This window comes from Exiguobacterium sp. Helios (assembly GCF_014524545.1).
In the GTDB taxonomy this organism is placed as follows: Bacteria; Bacillota; Bacilli; order Exiguobacteriales; family Exiguobacteriaceae; genus Exiguobacterium_A.
In genome coordinates, this window is record NZ_CP053557.1 from 2,563,997 (window position 1) to 2,581,153 (window position 17,157).

Sequence of the window (17,157 nt, forward strand, 5' to 3'; positions counted from 1 at the left end):
CAAATGCACGAGTGTACATTTGCCTAAAACGTGAACTTAGAATTTACCTTTTTTGATGGCAAGACCAATCTTTTTAAGCTCAAGGAAATGTTTGTTGTCGATGACTTTTTTCATGAATGATGCATTGCGGCCGTAAATCTTCTTACCGAAGACCATTCCGATTCCATCTTTATGACCAAGTGAAGCGACAGTTCCTTTGTTTTCATATGTGAATGTCGATGTTTGACGTCCACCGATGAGTGCTGCAATGTTTTCAGCCACTTTGTGTGCCTGTTGTGTCGCGATTTGTGCTGTCGGCGGGTACGGACGGTTTGAAGCCGGATCCATAACAGCTGAACAGTCACCAATCATGAAGACATTTTCATGTCCAGGAACACGGAGATCTTCTGCAACGACTACACGGTTACGCATCGCTTCGAAACCAGATGCTGCAACAACAGGGTTTCCGCTGACGCCACCTGTCCAGATGATTGTGTTCGCTTCGATTGTTTCTGTCGTATCACCTTGAAGTGGTCCGAATGTCACGCTACCCGGTCCACATTCCTTGATGCCGTTACCGAGTTTAAACTCGATGCCTTGGCGCTCAAGCCATTTGTGTGCGTAGTTAACGAGATCGGCATCAAATCCAGGAAGGACTGTTGGAGCCGCTTCGATATTGACGACACGAACAAGTTCGCGTGGGATGTCATACTGTTTGCACAGTTCAGGGATCCGGTTGACGAGCTCACCCATGAACTCGATTCCTGTAAACCCGGCACCACCGACGACGATCGTCAAGAGTGAACGGTTTGTTGAACCCGTCGTTTTGTACTCTGCGAATGAGTAGTCGATGTGTTCTTTGATTTTCCGGACACTGTTCAATGAACTGATTGTTAGAGCATTCTCTTTCAACCCTTTGATGCCGAATGTTTCAGGAACTCCACCGAGTGCCACGACGACATAATCGTAAGGGACTGTCCCGCCATCCACAAGCTTCACTGTATTGTTTGCTGTATCGACTTTTTCGACGATTCCTTTAACAAGCTTAACGCGTGAAGGATTGATGACATCATTGATATAGATACGTGCTTGTTCAGCAGACATCGTACCTGCTGCTGGTTCGTGTAACCACGTTGTTTGATAATGATAATCGTGTTTGTTGATTAATGTAATGTTCGCTTGGTCGACGCCAAGTTTTTTCTGAAGGTTGACTGCTGTGATCAATCCACCGTAGCCGGCTCCGAGAATAACAATATTTGGTGTGTTCATGTTCTAATACCCCTTACGCATAATAGTTTTGTTGTGATTTTCTTCACATTCAATTGCAGATAAATGCTCAAAAACTTTGTTCAAATAATGTTCACACGTCTATACGTTTATTGAACCATTTTCTATCATAGATTGCAAAGGGAAATTATGCAAACCCAAAAAAATGTGAGATGTCCCGTACTTGCAACATGGAACCCCTCTTCCTATATAATAGAGGTATCCAACTTTAGGAGGGACTCAGATGCACCAACCATATGATGTAACGATTATCGGCGGCGGTCCGGTCGGACTGTTCACCGCGTTTTACTCAGGCATGCGTCAAATGAAGACGAAAGTCATCGAAAGTCTGCCGCAACTCGGCGGACAACTTGCGACGCTCTATCCTGAAAAATATATATACGATATTGCCGGCTTCCCGAAAGTCAAAGCTCAGGACTTAGTCGACCGCCTGCTTGAACAAGCAAATGAATTCGATCCGACTTACGTTCTCGGCGAAACCGTCCTTGCTTATGAACGACTTGATGACGGACTGATCCGTCTCGTCACGAACAAAGGTGAACACTATACGAGAACCGTCATTCTGACAGCCGGAAACGGTTCGTTTGCTGCCCGCCCGCTCGGTGTCGCCGATGCCGAACGGTTCGAAGAAAGCAACTTACACTATTTCGTCAACGAGATGGACCGCTTTAAGGACCGTCAAGTCGTCTTGCTCGGCGGCGGCGATTCTGCCGTCGACTGGTCACTGATGCTTGAGCCGATTGCAAAATCAGTTACCCTCGTCCACCGACGTGATAAGTTCCGTGCCCATGAACATACGGTCGAATTGTTGCATAACTCGTCCGTCAATGTCATGACACCGTATACACTCGAATCGGTTACCGGTGAAGACAGCATCGAAACGTTGACATTCAAACACGCCGAGACGGATGAAGTCATCGTCGTCGGTGCCGATGATGTCGTCTGCAACTTCGGTTTCGTCTCATCACTCGGTCCGCTCAAGGAGTGGGAAGTCGAATTCGAACGGAACTCGATCCGTGTCAACTCGAAGATGGAAACAGCGATTCCCGGTGTTTTCGCCTGCGGCGATATCGCGACCTATGACGGTCGTGTCAAATTGATCGCGACCGGTTTCGGTGAAGCGCCGATTGCCGTCAACCAAGCGAAGTTGCTTGTCGATCCATCGGCACGTCATCCGCAGCACTCGACAAGTCTGTTTGAAAAAGTTAAAAATCATTAAGGTATAACCAACAACAGCGCCACCTCGATTTCAGGATCGAAGGGACGCTGTTTTTTTTGACTCAACTGTCGGATGATGATTCAAATAGAATCCGATACGTATACTCGACCAGTTGTTTCCCGCCCCGCGCGATTGATTGTTCGGAAACGAGTCGTCCGCCGAAACGTTCGTAAAAGTGACGGGACGGGTTATCTGCCAGCACACTTACAATACAGGACGGGAAGCCTTTCCGTCCGAGATCTTCCAACACGTGATCAAACAACCGTTTACCGGTTCCTTGCCCCTGATGGCTTTTCAAAAGATAGAGCGCGTACAGTTCTCCTTCCGTCGCATCATTTTCCCTGTTTGGTCCACCGTTCGCAAAACCGACGATTTCGTTTGTCTGATCAAGCGCGACGAAAACCGGACCTTCGGCAAGGCTTTTCCGCCAACCCGGTTCCCGCTTCTCCTGTGACAATTGATCAAAATACGCATCCGGAATGATTTTCCGGTACGTTTCCTGCCAAGATTTAATCTGAATCCGCGCAATCGCGCCAGCATCTTCCATAACGGCACGCCGGATCGTCACAGGTCCTTATTTCATAACGGAATGACGAAACGCCGGACCGTTGTCCCGTCTTCTTTGATAAAGGATTCAATCTCTTGACCGCCGTTTGCCAGGATTACACGGCCGGATGCGGCATTCTCTGAACTGCAGGTGATCAAGACCGAGCTAAGTCCCCGCTCCTTTGCCACGCCCAGTGCTTGGCGTAATCCTTCTGTCGCGTATCCCTTGTTCCGCTCACTCGGTCGAATCCCGTATCCGATATGACCGCCGACTTGTTGCAATTGATCGTTTAAATCATGTCGGAAATTTACTGCCCCGACGATCGTTCCCCCGTCATATAACCAATACGTCGAATGGGTCACCCAATTAGCGGGCGCGATCCGTTCCTCCTGTTCCTGTTCTTCTAAAAAAATTTCCAATGGTAAGAAGGTTTTACTGACGACGCTCGGAACGATGGATTCACCGGATTCTTGCCATTCTAACAAATACTCGAGGTACTCCGGTTCTAAGCGTATCGTTGGTTTGATCAACGTAATCATTTGTGGTTACGGACCTCCTCTTCAATCAGTCGATCGAGCCAGTCGTCGACATGTTGGAAGATATAACCGGCCTGCTTGGCTGCTGTCGTATCCATATAGAAATCATGTGCCGGTGCAAGCGGTGACGGCTCTTCGCCTGCCGTCTCAAAACGCGATGTCGTTCCTGCCACGTGATCAATTTTATCCATCAAATCTTGAATCGACAACACGCCGTCACTCGCGGCATTTATCGGTCCGGTCATTGTCGAACGGCCGCACCATTCAAGGAAGGCTGCAGCTTCATAACTTGAGATGTACCCCACCTTCGCATACAAGTTTTCAGCAACGATCGGCTGATCGGCCAAAGCGCGTTTGACATGAAAGACCAGCCGTTCCGTGTAATCATCCGGTCCGAGGACAACCGGGAAACGGACGGCAATGACGGGGAAAGTCGCCCGTTGGAAGAAATAACTTTCCGCCTGACGCTTTCCTTCGCCGTAATCATGTTCTTTTTCGAGGTCGTATTTCCCGGGAAACGGATTATAGGACCGTTCGGAAACATTTGTCCCGCCCTGCTCATAGACCGACATCGTCGACGTCAGAATGTAACGACCGACTTTCCCCTCGAATGCATCAACAGCAAGCTTCGCCTGATACGGATTAAAGCAGATATTGTCATAGATGATATCCCAGTTTTGACTTCCAAGATCCTTCATTGTACTGCTTGATGTCCGGTCCCCTTTAAAAAATGTCAAGCCCTTCGCGACAGGCGGCGTATGTTCCCCACGCGTGACAATCGTCACATCATCCCCCGATTCCGTGAGCCGTAATGCCAACCGTCGACCAAAGTAGCGTGTTCCACCGAAAATCAGTACCTTTCGCATCGATAGTCCTCCCTCGTCATAGCGTGCTAACGTTCTTGTTAATTCTTCTCCACGTGCCTTAAAAAGTCCTGTCGCTTTGCGCTGAAAACAAAAAAAACGCAGACGGCATCGTCTGCGATAAAAGTTTTTTGATTAGCAACCACCGGGTGTCCCGGCATTTGTAGCCGTCCGGAACGACGTCCCGCAACCGCATGTCGCGATCGCATTCGGATTCGTAATCGTGAATCCGCCGCCGAGCATCGATTGTTTATAGTCTACTTCCAGTCCCTTGACGACCGGATAATCTTTTTGATCAACGATGACTTTAACCCCGTGTTGCTCAAAAGTTAAGTCCGTTTCTTTTTCACTGTCAAAGCCCATGCCGTAGGAGAGACCACTGCATCCGCCACCTTGAACGAGCATGCGCAGATTTTGTTCATCGTCCGGCGCCTGCAACATCATCTCTTTGACTTGGAGTGCGGCCGCTTCTGTTAAATGAATCATGTCATCACCTTCCCTTTTTTATTAGTATACGCAATTTTAAGGGGAATCGAAACCTAGTTGCTTGAAACAATCTTGAATTCGTTGTATAAAGGAGTTGTATCAAAAAAAATTAAATCGTTCCATCTTCAGGGCAGGGTGAAATTCCCGACCGGCGGTAAACAGGCGATTCGTCTGAAGCCCGCGAGCGAATAGGGCGCTATTTGCTGATTCTGTGTGACTCAGGAGCCGACAGTATAGTCTGGATGGGAGAAGATGGCGGCATGTTTCTTTCTTGAACCGGTTTTTGCAAAAATCGGTCAGGCTTAGTTTACTGCGGACTTCTCCCCTATCGAACACTTCGATGGGGGTTTATTTTGGACGCAGACATGCCAATACTTCATCGAGAGGAACGAGCAAAAGGAGATTATACTCGTATGAAACGCACACAAAAAATGGTCACATTATCCATGTTAGGTTCAATTTCGTTTGTTCTTATGCTACTGAATTTCCCGCTTCCTTTTTTACCGAACTACTTGAAGATCGACTTCAGTGACGTTCCTGCTTTGATTGCTGCCATCATGTTCTCACCGGTAGCCGGCGTCATCGTCGAAGCACTCAAAAACGTCCTGTACTACATCTTCCGCGGAAGTGGTGTTCCGGTCGGTGAACTTGCCAATTTCGCAGCTGGCGTTGCTTTCATTCTTCCGGTCAGTTGGTTCTACCATAAAAAGAAATCTACAAAAGGTCTTGCAACCGGTCTTGTCGCTGGTACAATCACGATGGCACTCGGTCTTGCAATCCTCAACTATATCTTGATTCTTCCAGCGTACGCTTGGTTCTTCGGTATGGACTACATGCTTGACCCTGCCGTCAAGTGGACGACGATCACGGCTGGTATTCTGCCGTTTAACATCATCAAGGCGATGTTCATCTCAGCACTCTTCATTCCGCTGTTCCTGAAACTGAAGCCATGGATGACGCGCCGTCAACAAACTGTCTAAGTCCGAAGCTGCGCCCGCTGACAGACACGAATCCCCGGTCTCATCTGAGACACGGGGATTTTTTTAAAGTTCATTCTCTTCGATTTTCTGATAAATCTTTTCAAGCAGTTCTTCCGGCGTCTCGCCGACAACGGTTTCCCCGTCAACCAGACAGAAATGATCGAGGGAGCAGATGCCGCAATAACCAAGACAACCATATTCGACAACATCGACATTCGGGTCCCGTTCGAGTTGTTGCATGACGACCTGGGTCCCTGTCGCTAAGTTACTGATACAAAATTCAATAATCGGATTCACTTTTTTTCCTCCTTCAGGCAGGAATTATCTTTCCTCATGTCGTATTATACAAGGTCAGACTGATTTAGGGGAACTAAGGGGGATTTTAAGTTATGAAGCAACTAGTTGTTTTAGGTGGCGGATATGGCGGTATGCGGATCTGTGAACGATTCAAGGATGAGGACGTGGCTGTGACGCTCGTCGATCGTTTACCATATCACGCGTTAAAAACAGAATACTATGCACTTGCTGCCGGAACATTATCGGACCGGGATGTCCGGATTGCGTTTCCGGAAGGAGAACATCTCTCATATAAGTATGGACATGTCATCAAGATTTCACCCGAGACGAACTCCGTCCATCTGCAAGACGGTACGGAACTTTTTTATGATGATTTAGTCATCGCGTTAGGGTGTGAAGATAAATACCATAACATACCGGGCGCACAAGAGTTTACGTACAGCATCCAGACACTTGAAGAGTCGCGCAAAACACAACAAGCGATTTGCGGACTTTCTCCCGGTGCGGTTGTCTCAATCGTCGGAGCCGGTCTATCCGGAGTCGAACTTGCCAGTGAACTGCACGAAAGCCGGAAAGATTTAAAAATCCGCTTATTTGACCGCGGACCGTCTGTCTTGTCGTTCCTTTCGGATAAGGTCTCGACCTACGTCCAGGAGTGGTTCGAGGAGCATGATGTCGAGGTCATCAATAACTCCAACGTCACATTCGTCACGGCAGATGATGTTCAAAACGGTGATGATGCCTATCCATCGAATTTGACGATTTGGACGGCCGGGACACAACCGGTCAAAGTCGTCCGTGATCTCGGTTTTGAAGCCGACAGCGGCGGACGGATCAAGCTGACGGAACACCACCATGTGCCGGAACATGAAAATGTGTTTGTCATCGGGGATTGCGCCAGCCTGCCGTACGCACCAAGCGGTCAGCTCGCCGAACATCAAGCCGATCAAGTCGTCGATGTCCTGCAGGCGAAATGGGCTGGAAAGAAGTTACCGAAACTGCCGGAGATCAAGTTACGTGGGATGCTCGGGTCACTCGGAAAATCAGATGGTTTCGGAATCGTCATGGGGAAACAAGCCTTGACAGGAAAAGTTCCGCGTCTTCTGAAGTCCGGTGTCCTTTGGAAACACAAAAAGATTAAATAAGAAAAACGGCGCCGTTCATTTCGGCGCCGTTTTTTCGATTCTTTGATCAATCGCTTGGGTGATTTTCTTCAGTTGAACGTATCCTTCATCAACCATTTCACCATCGAGCAGGACGAGCGGATAAAAATAGACATCGTCCTTTAAGGCTGTCACCCACTCATCTTCAAACGGTTCATCTTCAAAATCGACGTATTCAAATGTTAATGCCGTCCCGTATTTTCGTCCGAGAACGGCTTGCAGCCAGCTGTACGTCTCTTCGGAACTCGGTGCTCCGACACAGCTCGGACAAGTCTTCGCAGCCCCGTATACCTTGATTTCCATCCCATATCCCCCTTTTCTTTCTACACTTCTTTTTCAGTATACAAGTTTTCCAGATTGAGAACATTTTTCAACCCTGTTACAATGATTCTATAAGAAAGGATGTGTTTACGCATGGAAATGTTTGATCAAGTAAACGAAGTACTCGAAAAATTGCGTCCGTTCCTTCTTCGTGACGGAGGAGACGTTGAACTCGTAGATGTAGAAGATGGTATCGTCAAACTCCGTTTGATGGGTGCTTGCGGCAGCTGTCCAAGTTCAACAATCACACTGAAGGCTGGTATCGAACGTGCCCTGCTTGAAGAAGTAGCCGGCGTCGTTGAAGTCGAACAAGTTTTCTAATCAGTAAAATCCCCACTGACATCCGTCAATGGGGATTTTTTTGTTTAGAGAATCCATTCCGCCAGCGTATCGACCATATAGGTCGGTTGCGCGTCTTGTCCTTGAATGAAGACCGGTGTATGGACGCCGGAATTGACATGCATCGTCCGGATGCCACCATTGATGCCGAACAAGATGTCCGTATGGTAGTTGTCCCCGACCATGATGAGGTCTTCTTTCGCAAGTCCAATCATTTCTGCTGCGATATTGACCATGACCGGTTCCGGTTTCCCGATATAAAACGGTTCTTTTTCTGTCGTCACGCGTAAAACAGATGTTAATGCGCCGTTCCCCGGTAAGAATCCGCGTTCTGTCGGAATCGCGATATCTCCGTTCGTCGAGATAAAACGGGCTCCGCTCCGAATCGCGAGGGCTCCGACCGCTAACTTCTCATACGTAATCTGACGGTCAAGACCGATGACGACATAGTCGGCATGCTGGTCTGCGACGACCTGTAAGCCTTGACGCTCAAGAGCATCAATCAGCCCGCCTTCTCCGATTGCATAGACCTTCGCACCCGGATCGAGTTCTGCGATGTAGCGACCTGTCGCCATCGCACTTGTTAAGACGTGTTCCGCGTTCGAGTGGACACCCATGCCGCGTAATTTTTCCGCGACCGCTTCTGCCGTCATCGAAGCATTGTTCGTGACGAACAGATACGGTACGCCTTCTTCCTGCAACCGGTTCACGAAATCGACTGCTTCTTTGACCGGTTCTGTCCCGTTATACATCGTACCGTCTAAATCAAATAAATATCCTTGTGCTTTCATCCTGGCTCACTCCTCATTTGGTAAAAATGCAGAGACGGGTCCGAGTTCTGTCTCTAAATAATGTCGGACGGCGTCCGGAAAACGACGCAATTGCGTTTCTTCCTCAAAAAGAACAGTCCGGATCTCTGCCGTACTCGATGTCGTAAATTCACGGACGATTCGTGTCCGCAATGCAACGATCCGTTTTAAGCTCGTCGCAAGTGACGCATCGATGACCCGTTCATCTTCTAAAATCATGACGATATCTTCATAACTTCCCGGATCACGCATGATGAAACCATCAATCATACTGTTCCCGATATCGATGATACTTTCAATCACTAAAAACCCGATCCGTTCCCACGCAAGTGAAACTGTCAAAGCATCCCCCGTTAACTCTTTGCTTTGACGCAATGCCGTTTCAAAACAAACAACGGTTTGTTCAATCTTTTCACGATTTACAAAATACACCTTACATTCCCCCTCACATCCTTCATTTTAGCTCTATCGGCGAAACATGAAAAGCAGAAAGGCTGTTTGCATCACATTGTCCAATGTGTTATCCTCAATTTAGATTTTTACGAAAATAGTATGTCACATTAAGTGACTTGGAGGTTATTCATAGATGGAACGCGAATTAGCACTAGAAATCGTCCGAGCAACAGAAGCAGCTGCACTGGCATCCGCCAAATGGATTGGCCGGGGGAAAAAGAACGAAGCCGATGATGCGGCAACAACGGCCATGCGCGAAGTCTTAAACACAGTCAACATGGCAGGAACGGTCGTCATCGGTGAAGGAGAACTCGACGAAGCACCGATGTTATTCATCGGCGAAAAAGTCGGGACGTCAAACGGACCAATCGTCGATATCGCAGTCGATCCACTCGAAGGGACGAACATCGTTGCCAAAGGTCTCGGTAATGCGATGGTCGTCATCGCGGTCGCCGATCAAGGTGCCTTGTTACACGCACCGGATATGTATATGGATAAACTGACCGTCGGACCGAACTTAAAAGGCCATGTCTCACTTGACGATCCGCTTGAATTCATCATTCAAAAAGCAGCGGAATTGAATCATAAACGGATTGAAGACGTCACCGTCATCATGCAGGACCGTCCACGCCATGACCACTTCCGGGAAGCCGCGATGCGTGTCGGTGCCCGTGTCCGTCTGTTTGAAGACGGCGATGTGTCAGCAGGAATCGCTCCGCTTTCGCCATCGACAGGAATCGATATCTTCATCGGAACCGGTGGGGCACCGGAAGGCGTCATCACGGCAGCGGCCGTCAAGGCGATGGGGGGCGACATGCAGGCCCGTCTGCACCCGATGAATGAGGAAGAAACGGCACGTGTCATCCGGATGGGTCTTGCCGATCCGCTGCAATTGTTGACACTCGATGACCTGATTAAAAGTGACGACTGCATCTTTGCTGCAACCGGCGTCACAACCGGCGAAATGCTCGACGGAGTCCGTTTCTTGACCGATGATATCGTTGAGACGACATCACTCGTCATGCGCTCAAAAACACGGACAATCCGGAAAGTCATCGCAGAACACAGCCTTTCACGTAAACCGTACTTGCAAAAGGTTCCCCAAACCCTTTAATCTAAGCAGAGATGAAGGAAATGAGGGAACTGACAGATGATGCAAGAACGTGATTTTTTATATGATGACGTCGAACAGACGAAAACCCGATTCGTTTGCTGGATCGGAGAGACGAGCCGGTTTGATTTAGCGATCACCCATTCCGAACATTTTTTCGGAAAGATTTTAGTGTTGAATCTCTTATCGAACCGGTTTGCCATCATCGGTACGGATGACTTTGATGAACCCGGCTATATCGCTCATGCCTTTGATTTAGAGGATGAAGCGGCGGATGAACTTGAAGGATACTTACGCGACTATATCGGTCTGTAAGCAAAAGAACAGCCAATTCCCGAGGGAGTTGGCTGTTTTTTACTGTTACAGTAACCGGTCGTTCCGCTCATTGAGTGTGTTAGGACCGCTAAAGACGTTGGTATTATCTGATTCATCGTGGGCTTTACGTTCAGAATGTTGATCCGCTTCGTCGCCGACGAGTAAGACGAATTGTCCCTCTTCCGCTGCTTTGTTGGCACGGTTGACATCATCTTTCGTCAAGCCGCTTGCTTCGAGAACATCACTGTGTGAAGAACCGGCACTGTCTTTTTTAAAGATCCCTTTGATCTCCTGCCACAGATTCATGTGTTCTTCTTGCGACAGACGTGTTGATGTTTGATGATTATTCAAATCTGCCAATTCCTCGATTTGTTCCAAATCATATCGATCATGGGCAATGACTTTTAAATCCGTTGATACAACACCTGCGACACGTAAATCATGAACAGCACTGACGACTTCTGGTACTGAATGGTAGATTCCGACGATTCTCATGGATAGTTCCCCCTATAGGTGCGTGATACTATACTATTAGCCGAAATCACCCATTCAGAAACGTCTTTTCAGATGTCATTTTGATTACTGCTCTTCTTCCGTCTCTTCTTTCGCCGCCGAAAACTTCCGTTTCAGTTTTAACGTATTCGCTGAAGATCCGTCGAAGCGAGGTGGTGCTTCTTCTCCTTCTACGAATTCCATCCGTTTGACGATAAAATAGGCACAGCCGAAATTGCAGTATTCGTACAAATAATCCGCCACATGGGAGATTTTTGTATCGAACGTTGCTTTTTCATGGTTATCTTCATAGAAACCACGGAGCCGCAATTGTCCGTGTCCCCAGTCTCCGACGATGTAGTCATATTTTTCGAGCACATCGCTAAAGCGGCCGATGAAGGCTTCTTCGTGGAATCCTTCCCGTTTTTCTTCGACGATTTCATATCTTTCACGATTGACTTGTATCATTTTTCCACCCCCTGCTTCTTTTATCTTACCATAATCATGATTGAAAACGAATCGTCAGACAGCAGAAAACCGTCCTCGCAGATGGCGCGGACGGTCTGTCAGTATCAATCAATCGGTAGAGCAACTTTATTTTTTTTCGCAGCATTGACCTGTTCGTCGGCGTGATAAGACGAACGGACAAGCGGACCGGCTTCACAATGCGAGAACCCTTTTCCGAGCGCAATCTGCTTGAGTTCGGCAAACTCTTGCGGCGTGTAGTACTTGATGACATCCAAGTGCTTTTTCGTCGGTTGGAGATATTGACCAATCGTCATGATGTCGACATCATTCGCCCGTAAGTCATCCATCGTCTGTAAGATTTCTTCCCATGTCTCCCCAAGACCTAACATCAGACTCGATTTCGTCGGAATTTCAGGAGCCAGTTCTTTGGAACGGCGCAGGAATTCAAGTGTCCGATCGTATGTTGCTTTCGCCCGGACGGTCGGTGTCAGACGACGAACTGTCTCAATGTTATGGTTCATGATGTCCGGCTTGGCTTCGATCAGCGTCTGCAACGCTTCGAAGTTCCCACCCATGTCGGACGGTAAGACTTCAATTGATGTTTCCGGGTTCATGCGACGGACTTCCCGTACCGTCTCTGCATATACCCCTGCCCCGAAATCATTTAAGTCATCACGCGCAACTGCTGTGATGACAGCATGCTTCAGATTCATCAGACGAACGGATTCCGCAACGCGTTTCGGTTCTTCTAAGTCAAGTTCATTTGGACGTCCTGTCGTCACGGCACAAAAACGGCAGGCACGTGTACAGATGCTTCCAAGAATCATGAATGTCGCCGTCCTGCGCACAGCCCAACACTCGTGAATGTTCGGACATTTCGCTTCCTCACATACCGTGTGAAGCTTTTTTTCACGCATCATACTTTTGAGTTCTGTGTAAGTCTCATTCGTGTTCAGCTTGATTTTCAGCCATTCTGGTTTACGTTGTATCTCTCTGCGTCCCATGAATCGGTTTCCCCCTTTATCCGTAAAAACTGACCTGATTTCTGTTACAGTATAACAAATATTCAGTGTTTGCGGATGGGTAATTCACCAAATTCTGACTTCTCCGATAGGCGATCAAAGAGCAGATCCCGTAACAATTCCGGCATGAAATATTCTTTCGGCATTTCTTTAATTTTTGGAAATAAAGGACCAAATGTAAACATATCCGGAAGGACCACGGTGTAATGTTTCGCATCGTCCAGATGTTGCCGGTTTCCGGCATAATGCATCTTGCCCATCAGCTTTCCCCGGAAGCCGAGTCCGCGGACTTTTAACTGTTCAAAGCGGTTCGTATCGACTTCGGTGATGAATTGTTTTAATTCAACCCCCGTCATCGTCACTTTACACGGATTGATCGGATGCGGACAAAGCCGGTGTAAATCGTAAGACGAAACCGGTCCCGGGGACAATGAACCAAGAAGCATACCGGCCGGCACACAGGCAAGATCCGCCTGACACCAGTCCCGCATCGTATCGGCAAGCAGCTGTGTAAACGGTGATGGATTAAACCAGTCATTCGCTAGACCTGATGTCCGGCCAATCGGTTGTTTCATCTGACGTTCTGCTAAATACTGTTCTTTATCGAGTAAGACCGTTGTCGCCTCGTCTGCCGGATACGCTTCAAGCGCATGCAGGACCGCCTCTTTTTCGCCTGTATCCGTGTTTAAGTAGATTTCCCCTGCGTACTGACCATACTTTCCAGCCTGGGCAATCAACACACCGTTTTTGACGACCCCGTCATCGAGGACGTGATGCGTATGCGCTCCGATGATCAAATCAAGCTCCGGGAACCGTTCCGCCAGCTCTTCGTCCTGATAAAAACCGAGATGACTGAGACAGATCAGTACATCGACCTGATCCCGCAAGGCTTCGATTTCGCGGGCAGCTGCTTCAAGTGGATTTTCAATCGACCAACCGAGTAAATCGTACAATTCATAATACGGCGCCGTCAGCCCAAAGATGCCGACTTTTCCTGTCGGTAATTCCTGAATCATCCCGGCTTTGGCGAACGGAGCCGACAAGTTCGAGACTAGAACCGGGAACGTCGCATCGCTGTATAGTTCCGCCAGCCATTCATGCGGAAATGTGATGCCTTCATTGTTTCCGATTGTGACTGCTGTAGGGTCAAGTTCGTTTAACAGGTGCGTATTGATTTTTCCTTGTGTCGCTTCCGTTGCTGGTGCAACCCGGTCGGCATGGTCCCCCAAGTCAAAGACGAGGGAGTCATATGTCCGGTGTTCTTTCATAAACGACATATAGCGAGGCCACATATCAAAGTGTGAATGCAGATCGTTATAATGAATGACGTGTAACTTCACGCATAAGCCTCCTCCAGGTATTAAAACAGTGAAATTTGCCGGGGCGCGAGAGATTCATAATCGAGACCTAAAATCTCGATGAGACGTTTCGCATTGGGTACGGCATCTCCTGCTGAGTTGTTATTAAAGAAAACATACACGTCTTTTGCCTGTTCGGCAAGTGAACGGATATGTAGGGCCAACTCTTGTAATTCTTCTTCTGAATAGCGGTATAGACACCGGACCTTCCGCCAGTCCTCGCTGCTTTGTCCGGGCTTTTTGAGCCATCCGGCGACATTCCGACCGTGCAGACGGACAAATGCCGTCTCCTGTGTGACGACCGGAACGAACGGCACCGATCCGTCTTCCGTCTGCGGCTCATCACAAATCGTATGAATGAACTGATGCTCGGCTAAGAACCGGAGTGTCCGTTCCTGATAGGCTTCCGAATACCAGGACGGATTACGAAACTCAATCGCGACGGGCAGTCCGGCAAGCGATTTCCGGATCGTCTGAAGATATTCAAGATGCACTTTACTGACGTCGAACCAGGGTGGAAGCTGGACGAGAATCGCCGCAATCTTTCCACTCTGCCGCATCGGTTCAATCGAAGCGAGATACTGTTCAAAGATCGGACCGAGTGGATCCTTGTTTTCCCGGTCATGACCGCTCATCGCCCGGTGGACCTTGACGATGAATCGAAAGTCGTCGGGTGTTTCCGCGACCCATTTTTGATAATTCCGTTCCGGTTGAATCGCATAATACGTCGAATCGACCTCGACTGCCGGAAAGTGGCCCGCATAGGCGGCAAGCTTTTCCTTCCGGTCCTGTGGTGTCGGATAGAGGCTGTCGTGATCGCCCCAACCGGTCACGCCGACATAAATCATCCTGCTCCCTCCGTTCCATTTTTTCTGCTTATTGTTCATCATAGCATAGCAGAATCGGGAATTTCCTCTTCAAGACTTGTCTTTGAAAAGACGTGTATTCTCCATATAAAAAACAAGCAAATCCTTCCTACTCCTTCAAAAATAAGGAGAAAAAGACTGCCTGTTTCATGGATTCATTGCTGATCATCAGGAGTCGGTTCGAATCCGTTCATACGTCAAGGCGATACACCCGGAAGCAAATGTCTGCTGCTCTACGAGCTGTAAGGACAAGGAGTGCTCAAACAACGGAAACATCCGCTTGCCGCCTCCGAGTAAGACGGGATAGATCACAACATGGTAGCGGTCGATCAAGTCCAAGCGGACGGCTTCTGCCGCAAGCGTCGCCCCGCCAATCGCAATCTGTTTCCCGGGTGCCTGCTTCAATGCTGCCAGTTCCTCCGCAAGTGGTCTCGTCGCAAGACGTGCGTTTCCCTCGACTGCTATCATCGTTTCCGAGAAGACAATCTTCTCGAGCGCTTGCCATGTCTTCGCATACGCTACGATGATTGGATCTGTGTCCGTTTGATTCGCGGTCTCCCAGTACTGCATCATTTCATACAGACGACGTCCATAAACATGGGTATCAAATTCTGTTTCGTAGTCATTGAAATACTGATGCAGTTCAGCGTCCGGTGACGCAAACGCGATGCTGCCTGACGCATCCTCGATGTACCCGTCGAGCGAGACTTGAAAAGAATAGATGAGATCACGCATGATGGCTCCCTCCTTTTTTAATCCTTTACCCGTTTTTACCTGTTTATTAAAAAAACCCTCTCATCCGCAGATGAGAGAGTAAAAAACGAATTATCCGATTGAACCTTCCATCTCGAACTTGATGAGACGGTTCATTTCGACCGCATATTCCATCGGCAATTCTTTTGTGAACGGCTCGATGAAGCCCATGACGATCATTTCAGTTGCTTCTTCTTGTGAAATCCCGCGGCTCATCAAGTAGAACAATTGCTCTTCTGAGACCTTCGACACCTTCGCTTCGTGTTCAAGCGAAATGTTATCGTTGAGAATTTCGTTGTACGGAATCGTATCTGATGTCGACTGGTTGTCCATGATTAACGTGTCACATTCGATGTTCGAACGTGCGCCGGTTGCTTTACGGCCAAAGTGGACGATCCCACGGTACGTGACTTTACCACCGTGTTTCGAAATCGATTTCGAGACAATCGTTGACGACGTGTTTGGTGCGAGGTGAATCATTTTCGCGCCTGCGTCCTGGTGTTGTCCTTTACCCGCGATCGCGATTGATAATGTCATACCACGTGAACCTTCACCTTTAAGGATGACGGCCGGGTATTTCATCGTCAATTTCGAACCGATGTTACCATCGACCCATTCCATCGTCGCGCCGGCTTCACAGATCGCCCGTTTCGTAACGAGGTTGTAGACGTTGTTCGCCCAGTTTTGGATCGTTGTATAACGGCAGTACGCGTTTTTGTTGATGAAGATCTCAACGACTGCTGAGTGAAGCGAGTTCGTCGTGTAGACCGGTGCTGTACATCCTTCGACGTAATGCACGGATGCTTCTTCGTCAACGATGATGAGCGTCCGCTCGAATTGACCCATGTTTTCCGAGTTGATCCGGAAGTAGGCTTGAAGCGGCGTATCCATCTTGATGCCTTTTGGTACATAGATGAACGATCCACCTGACCAGACCGCTGTGTTAAGGGCAGCGAACTTGTTATCCGTCGGCGGAATCAATTTACCGAAGTACTCACGGAATAAATCTTCGTTTTCTTTGAGCGCTGTATCTGTATCTTTGAAGACGATCCCTTGATCTTCAAGTTCACTCTTCATGTTGTGATAAACGACTTCTGATTCGTACTGCGCGGAAACACCTGCGAGGTATTTTTGCTCAGCTTCCGGAATTCCGAGTTTATCAAACGTACGTTTGATTTCTTCCGGTACTTCATCCCACGATTTTTCAGCACGTTCTGATGGTTTAACGTAATACGTGATGTCATCAAAACGAAGATCTGATAAATCACCGCCCCATGCTGGCATCGCTTGTTCGTTGAAAATCTTAAGTGATTTCAGACGGAAATCAAGCATCCATTGCGGTTCTTCCTTCATTTTAGAAATCGTCTCGACGACTTCTGTCGTCAAGCCGCGTCCAGAACGGAAGATCGAGATATCGCGATCGTGGAAACCATATTTATAATCGCCAATTTCAGGCATGTTCTTAGCCATGTTCGTTTCCTCCTCTTACTTAC

Annotated in this window: 22 protein-coding genes and 1 riboswitch; of the genes, 6 read left to right on the plus strand and 16 right to left on the minus strand. The window is 48.2% G+C overall.

Annotated features, from left to right (window positions below; genetic code table 11):
• Positions 1–36: 36 nt before the first annotated feature.
• Positions 37–1,248 carry an NAD(P)/FAD-dependent oxidoreductase gene (locus HNY42_RS13310; RefSeq protein WP_131502138.1) on the minus strand — a complete coding sequence of 404 codons (1,212 nt, stop codon included), beginning with the start codon at positions 1,246–1,248 and terminating at the stop codon, positions 37–39.
• 241 nt (positions 1,249–1,489) lie between these two features.
• Here HNY42_RS13310 and HNY42_RS13315 point away from each other — a divergent pair, with 241 nt between their 5' ends.
• On the plus strand, positions 1,490–2,485 hold the full coding sequence (locus HNY42_RS13315) for an NAD(P)/FAD-dependent oxidoreductase (RefSeq protein WP_131972356.1): 996 nt from the start codon (positions 1,490–1,492) through the stop codon (positions 2,483–2,485).
• 61 nt (positions 2,486–2,546) lie between these two features.
• Here the strand turns inward: HNY42_RS13315 and HNY42_RS13320 are convergent, their stop codons facing one another.
• From HNY42_RS13320 to HNY42_RS13335, 4 genes are all read right to left on the minus strand, one after another.
• The gene (locus HNY42_RS13320; protein WP_223146466.1) at positions 2,547–3,053 is read right to left on the minus strand and encodes a GNAT family N-acetyltransferase; all 507 of its coding nucleotides are present in this window, start codon (positions 3,051–3,053) and stop codon (positions 2,547–2,549) included.
• Between the two features lie 11 nt (positions 3,054–3,064).
• On the minus strand, positions 3,065–3,571 hold the full coding sequence (locus HNY42_RS13325; protein ID WP_188004627.1) for a GNAT family N-acetyltransferase: 507 nt from the start codon (positions 3,569–3,571) through the stop codon (positions 3,065–3,067).
• Complete coding sequence (locus HNY42_RS13330; protein WP_188004628.1) at positions 3,568–4,434, minus strand: NAD-dependent epimerase/dehydratase family protein; 867 nt, start codon at positions 4,432–4,434, stop codon at positions 3,568–3,570. Before HNY42_RS13330 ends, HNY42_RS13325 begins: the two co-directional genes overlap by 4 nt.
• A 132-nt stretch (positions 4,435–4,566) precedes the next feature.
• A complete protein-coding gene (locus HNY42_RS13335; RefSeq protein ID WP_012371185.1) occupies positions 4,567–4,917 on the minus strand; it encodes a HesB/IscA family protein in 351 nt (116 codons plus the stop codon).
• A gap of 117 nt (positions 4,918–5,034) precedes the next feature.
• A riboswitch (FMN riboswitch) is annotated at positions 5,035–5,175 on the plus strand.
• A 155-nt stretch (positions 5,176–5,330) separates the two neighbouring features.
• On the opposite strand from HNY42_RS13335, the gene HNY42_RS13340 reads away from it, so the two are divergent.
• Positions 5,331–5,897, plus strand: a complete 567-nt coding sequence (locus HNY42_RS13340) for an ECF transporter S component (RefSeq protein ID WP_131502143.1) — start codon at positions 5,331–5,333, stop codon at positions 5,895–5,897.
• Positions 5,898–5,960: 63 nt separating this feature from the next.
• Here the strand turns inward: HNY42_RS13340 and HNY42_RS13345 are convergent, their stop codons facing one another.
• The gene (locus HNY42_RS13345; protein ID WP_012371187.1) at positions 5,961–6,194 is read right to left on the minus strand and encodes a YuzB family protein; all 234 of its coding nucleotides are present in this window, start codon (positions 6,192–6,194) and stop codon (positions 5,961–5,963) included.
• A 92-nt stretch (positions 6,195–6,286) separates the two neighbouring features.
• Between HNY42_RS13345 and HNY42_RS13350 the strand changes: the two genes are divergently transcribed.
• On the plus strand, positions 6,287–7,339 hold the full coding sequence (locus HNY42_RS13350; RefSeq protein ID WP_131502144.1) for an NAD(P)/FAD-dependent oxidoreductase: 1,053 nt from the start codon (positions 6,287–6,289) through the stop codon (positions 7,337–7,339).
• Positions 7,340–7,354: 15 nt separating this feature from the next.
• Here the strand turns inward: HNY42_RS13350 and HNY42_RS13355 are convergent, their stop codons facing one another.
• Complete coding sequence (locus HNY42_RS13355; RefSeq protein ID WP_131972353.1) at positions 7,355–7,660, minus strand: DUF1462 family protein; 306 nt, start codon at positions 7,658–7,660, stop codon at positions 7,355–7,357.
• A gap of 111 nt (positions 7,661–7,771) precedes the next feature.
• On the opposite strand from HNY42_RS13355, the gene HNY42_RS13360 reads away from it, so the two are divergent.
• On the plus strand, positions 7,772–7,999 hold the full coding sequence (locus HNY42_RS13360; RefSeq protein ID WP_012371190.1) for a NifU family protein: 228 nt from the start codon (positions 7,772–7,774) through the stop codon (positions 7,997–7,999).
• 44 nt (positions 8,000–8,043) lie between these two features.
• On the opposite strand, the gene HNY42_RS13365 is transcribed toward HNY42_RS13360, so the two are convergent.
• Both HNY42_RS13365 and HNY42_RS13370 read right to left on the minus strand, forming a co-directional pair.
• Entirely contained in the window at positions 8,044–8,808 is a 765-nt protein-coding gene (locus tag HNY42_RS13365) for a TIGR01457 family HAD-type hydrolase (RefSeq protein ID WP_131502146.1), read from the minus strand.
• 6 nt (positions 8,809–8,814) lie between these two features.
• A complete protein-coding gene (locus HNY42_RS13370; RefSeq protein WP_131972352.1) occupies positions 8,815–9,258 on the minus strand; it encodes a DUF86 domain-containing protein in 444 nt (147 codons plus the stop codon).
• A 154-nt stretch (positions 9,259–9,412) separates the two neighbouring features.
• Between HNY42_RS13370 and glpX the strand changes: the two genes are divergently transcribed.
• On the plus strand, positions 9,413–10,393 hold the full coding sequence (gene glpX, locus HNY42_RS13375; protein ID WP_188004629.1) for a class II fructose-bisphosphatase: 981 nt from the start codon (positions 9,413–9,415) through the stop codon (positions 10,391–10,393).
• 36 nt (positions 10,394–10,429) lie between these two features.
• Positions 10,430–10,705, plus strand: a complete 276-nt coding sequence (locus tag HNY42_RS13380) for a DUF3055 domain-containing protein (protein WP_131502149.1) — start codon at positions 10,430–10,432, stop codon at positions 10,703–10,705.
• A 45-nt stretch (positions 10,706–10,750) separates the two neighbouring features.
• Here HNY42_RS13380 and HNY42_RS13385 read toward each other — a convergent pair whose 3' ends face one another.
• From HNY42_RS13385 to sufB, 7 genes are all read right to left on the minus strand, one after another.
• Positions 10,751–11,200 (minus strand): general stress protein, encoded by a 450-nt coding sequence (locus HNY42_RS13385; RefSeq protein ID WP_131502150.1) that lies wholly within the window; start codon positions 11,198–11,200, stop codon positions 10,751–10,753.
• Positions 11,201–11,284: 84 nt separating this feature from the next.
• Positions 11,285–11,665 (minus strand): YutD family protein, encoded by a 381-nt coding sequence (locus tag HNY42_RS13390; RefSeq protein WP_131502151.1) that lies wholly within the window; start codon positions 11,663–11,665, stop codon positions 11,285–11,287.
• A gap of 104 nt (positions 11,666–11,769) precedes the next feature.
• Positions 11,770–12,708 carry a lipoyl synthase gene (lipA, locus tag HNY42_RS13395; protein ID WP_370529002.1) on the minus strand — a complete coding sequence of 313 codons (939 nt, stop codon included), beginning with the start codon at positions 12,706–12,708 and terminating at the stop codon, positions 11,770–11,772.
• A 23-nt stretch (positions 12,709–12,731) separates the two neighbouring features.
• Positions 12,732–14,027 (minus strand): bifunctional metallophosphatase/5'-nucleotidase, encoded by a 1,296-nt coding sequence (locus HNY42_RS13400; protein ID WP_188004631.1) that lies wholly within the window; start codon positions 14,025–14,027, stop codon positions 12,732–12,734.
• Between the two features lie 20 nt (positions 14,028–14,047).
• The gene (locus HNY42_RS13405; protein WP_131502154.1) at positions 14,048–14,893 is read right to left on the minus strand and encodes a DUF72 domain-containing protein; all 846 of its coding nucleotides are present in this window, start codon (positions 14,891–14,893) and stop codon (positions 14,048–14,050) included.
• Positions 14,894–15,079: 186 nt separating this feature from the next.
• A complete protein-coding gene (locus HNY42_RS13410) occupies positions 15,080–15,646 on the minus strand; it encodes a dihydrofolate reductase family protein (RefSeq protein ID WP_188004632.1) in 567 nt (188 codons plus the stop codon).
• Between the two features lie 90 nt (positions 15,647–15,736).
• Positions 15,737–17,134 (minus strand): Fe-S cluster assembly protein SufB, encoded by a 1,398-nt coding sequence (gene sufB, locus HNY42_RS13415; protein ID WP_026832227.1) that lies wholly within the window; start codon positions 17,132–17,134, stop codon positions 15,737–15,739.
• Positions 17,135–17,157: the final 23 nt, after the last annotated feature.

Excerpts from the sequence above, each read along its gene's own strand:
- HNY42_RS13335 (WP_012371185.1), bottom strand. The coding sequence starts at position 4,917 with ATGATTCATTTAACAGAAGCGGCCGCACTCCAAGTCAAAGAGATGATG.
- HNY42_RS13340 (WP_131502143.1), top strand. The coding sequence starts at position 5,331 with ATGAAACGCACACAAAAAATGGTCACATTATCCATGTTAGGTTCAATT.
- HNY42_RS13365 (WP_131502146.1), bottom strand. The coding sequence starts at position 8,808 with ATGAAAGCACAAGGATATTTATTTGATTTAGACGGTACGATGTATAAC.
- HNY42_RS13360 (WP_012371190.1), top strand. The coding sequence starts at position 7,772 with ATGGAAATGTTTGATCAAGTAAACGAAGTACTCGAAAAATTGCGTCCG.
- sufB (WP_026832227.1), bottom strand. The coding sequence starts at position 17,134 with ATGGCTAAGAACATGCCTGAAATTGGCGATTATAAATATGGTTTCCAC.
- HNY42_RS13355 (WP_131972353.1), bottom strand. The coding sequence starts at position 7,660 with ATGGAAATCAAGGTATACGGGGCTGCGAAGACTTGTCCGAGCTGTGTC.
- HNY42_RS13330 (WP_188004628.1), bottom strand. The coding sequence starts at position 4,434 with ATGCGAAAGGTACTGATTTTCGGTGGAACACGCTACTTTGGTCGACGG.
- HNY42_RS13325 (WP_188004627.1), bottom strand. The coding sequence starts at position 3,571 with ATGATTACGTTGATCAAACCAACGATACGCTTAGAACCGGAGTACCTC.
- glpX (WP_188004629.1), top strand. The coding sequence starts at position 9,413 with ATGGAACGCGAATTAGCACTAGAAATCGTCCGAGCAACAGAAGCAGCT.
- HNY42_RS13315 (WP_131972356.1), top strand. The coding sequence starts at position 1,490 with ATGCACCAACCATATGATGTAACGATTATCGGCGGCGGTCCGGTCGGA.
- HNY42_RS13405 (WP_131502154.1), bottom strand. The coding sequence starts at position 14,893 with ATGATTTATGTCGGCGTGACCGGTTGGGGCGATCACGACAGCCTCTAT.
- HNY42_RS13380 (WP_131502149.1), top strand. The coding sequence starts at position 10,430 with ATGATGCAAGAACGTGATTTTTTATATGATGACGTCGAACAGACGAAA.
- HNY42_RS13390 (WP_131502151.1), bottom strand. The coding sequence starts at position 11,665 with ATGATACAAGTCAATCGTGAAAGATATGAAATCGTCGAAGAAAAACGG.
- HNY42_RS13350 (WP_131502144.1), top strand. The coding sequence starts at position 6,287 with ATGAAGCAACTAGTTGTTTTAGGTGGCGGATATGGCGGTATGCGGATC.
- HNY42_RS13385 (WP_131502150.1), bottom strand. The coding sequence starts at position 11,200 with ATGAGAATCGTCGGAATCTACCATTCAGTACCAGAAGTCGTCAGTGCT.
- HNY42_RS13410 (WP_188004632.1), bottom strand. The coding sequence starts at position 15,646 with ATGCGTGATCTCATCTATTCTTTTCAAGTCTCGCTCGACGGGTACATC.
- HNY42_RS13310 (WP_131502138.1), bottom strand. The coding sequence starts at position 1,248 with ATGAACACACCAAATATTGTTATTCTCGGAGCCGGCTACGGTGGATTG.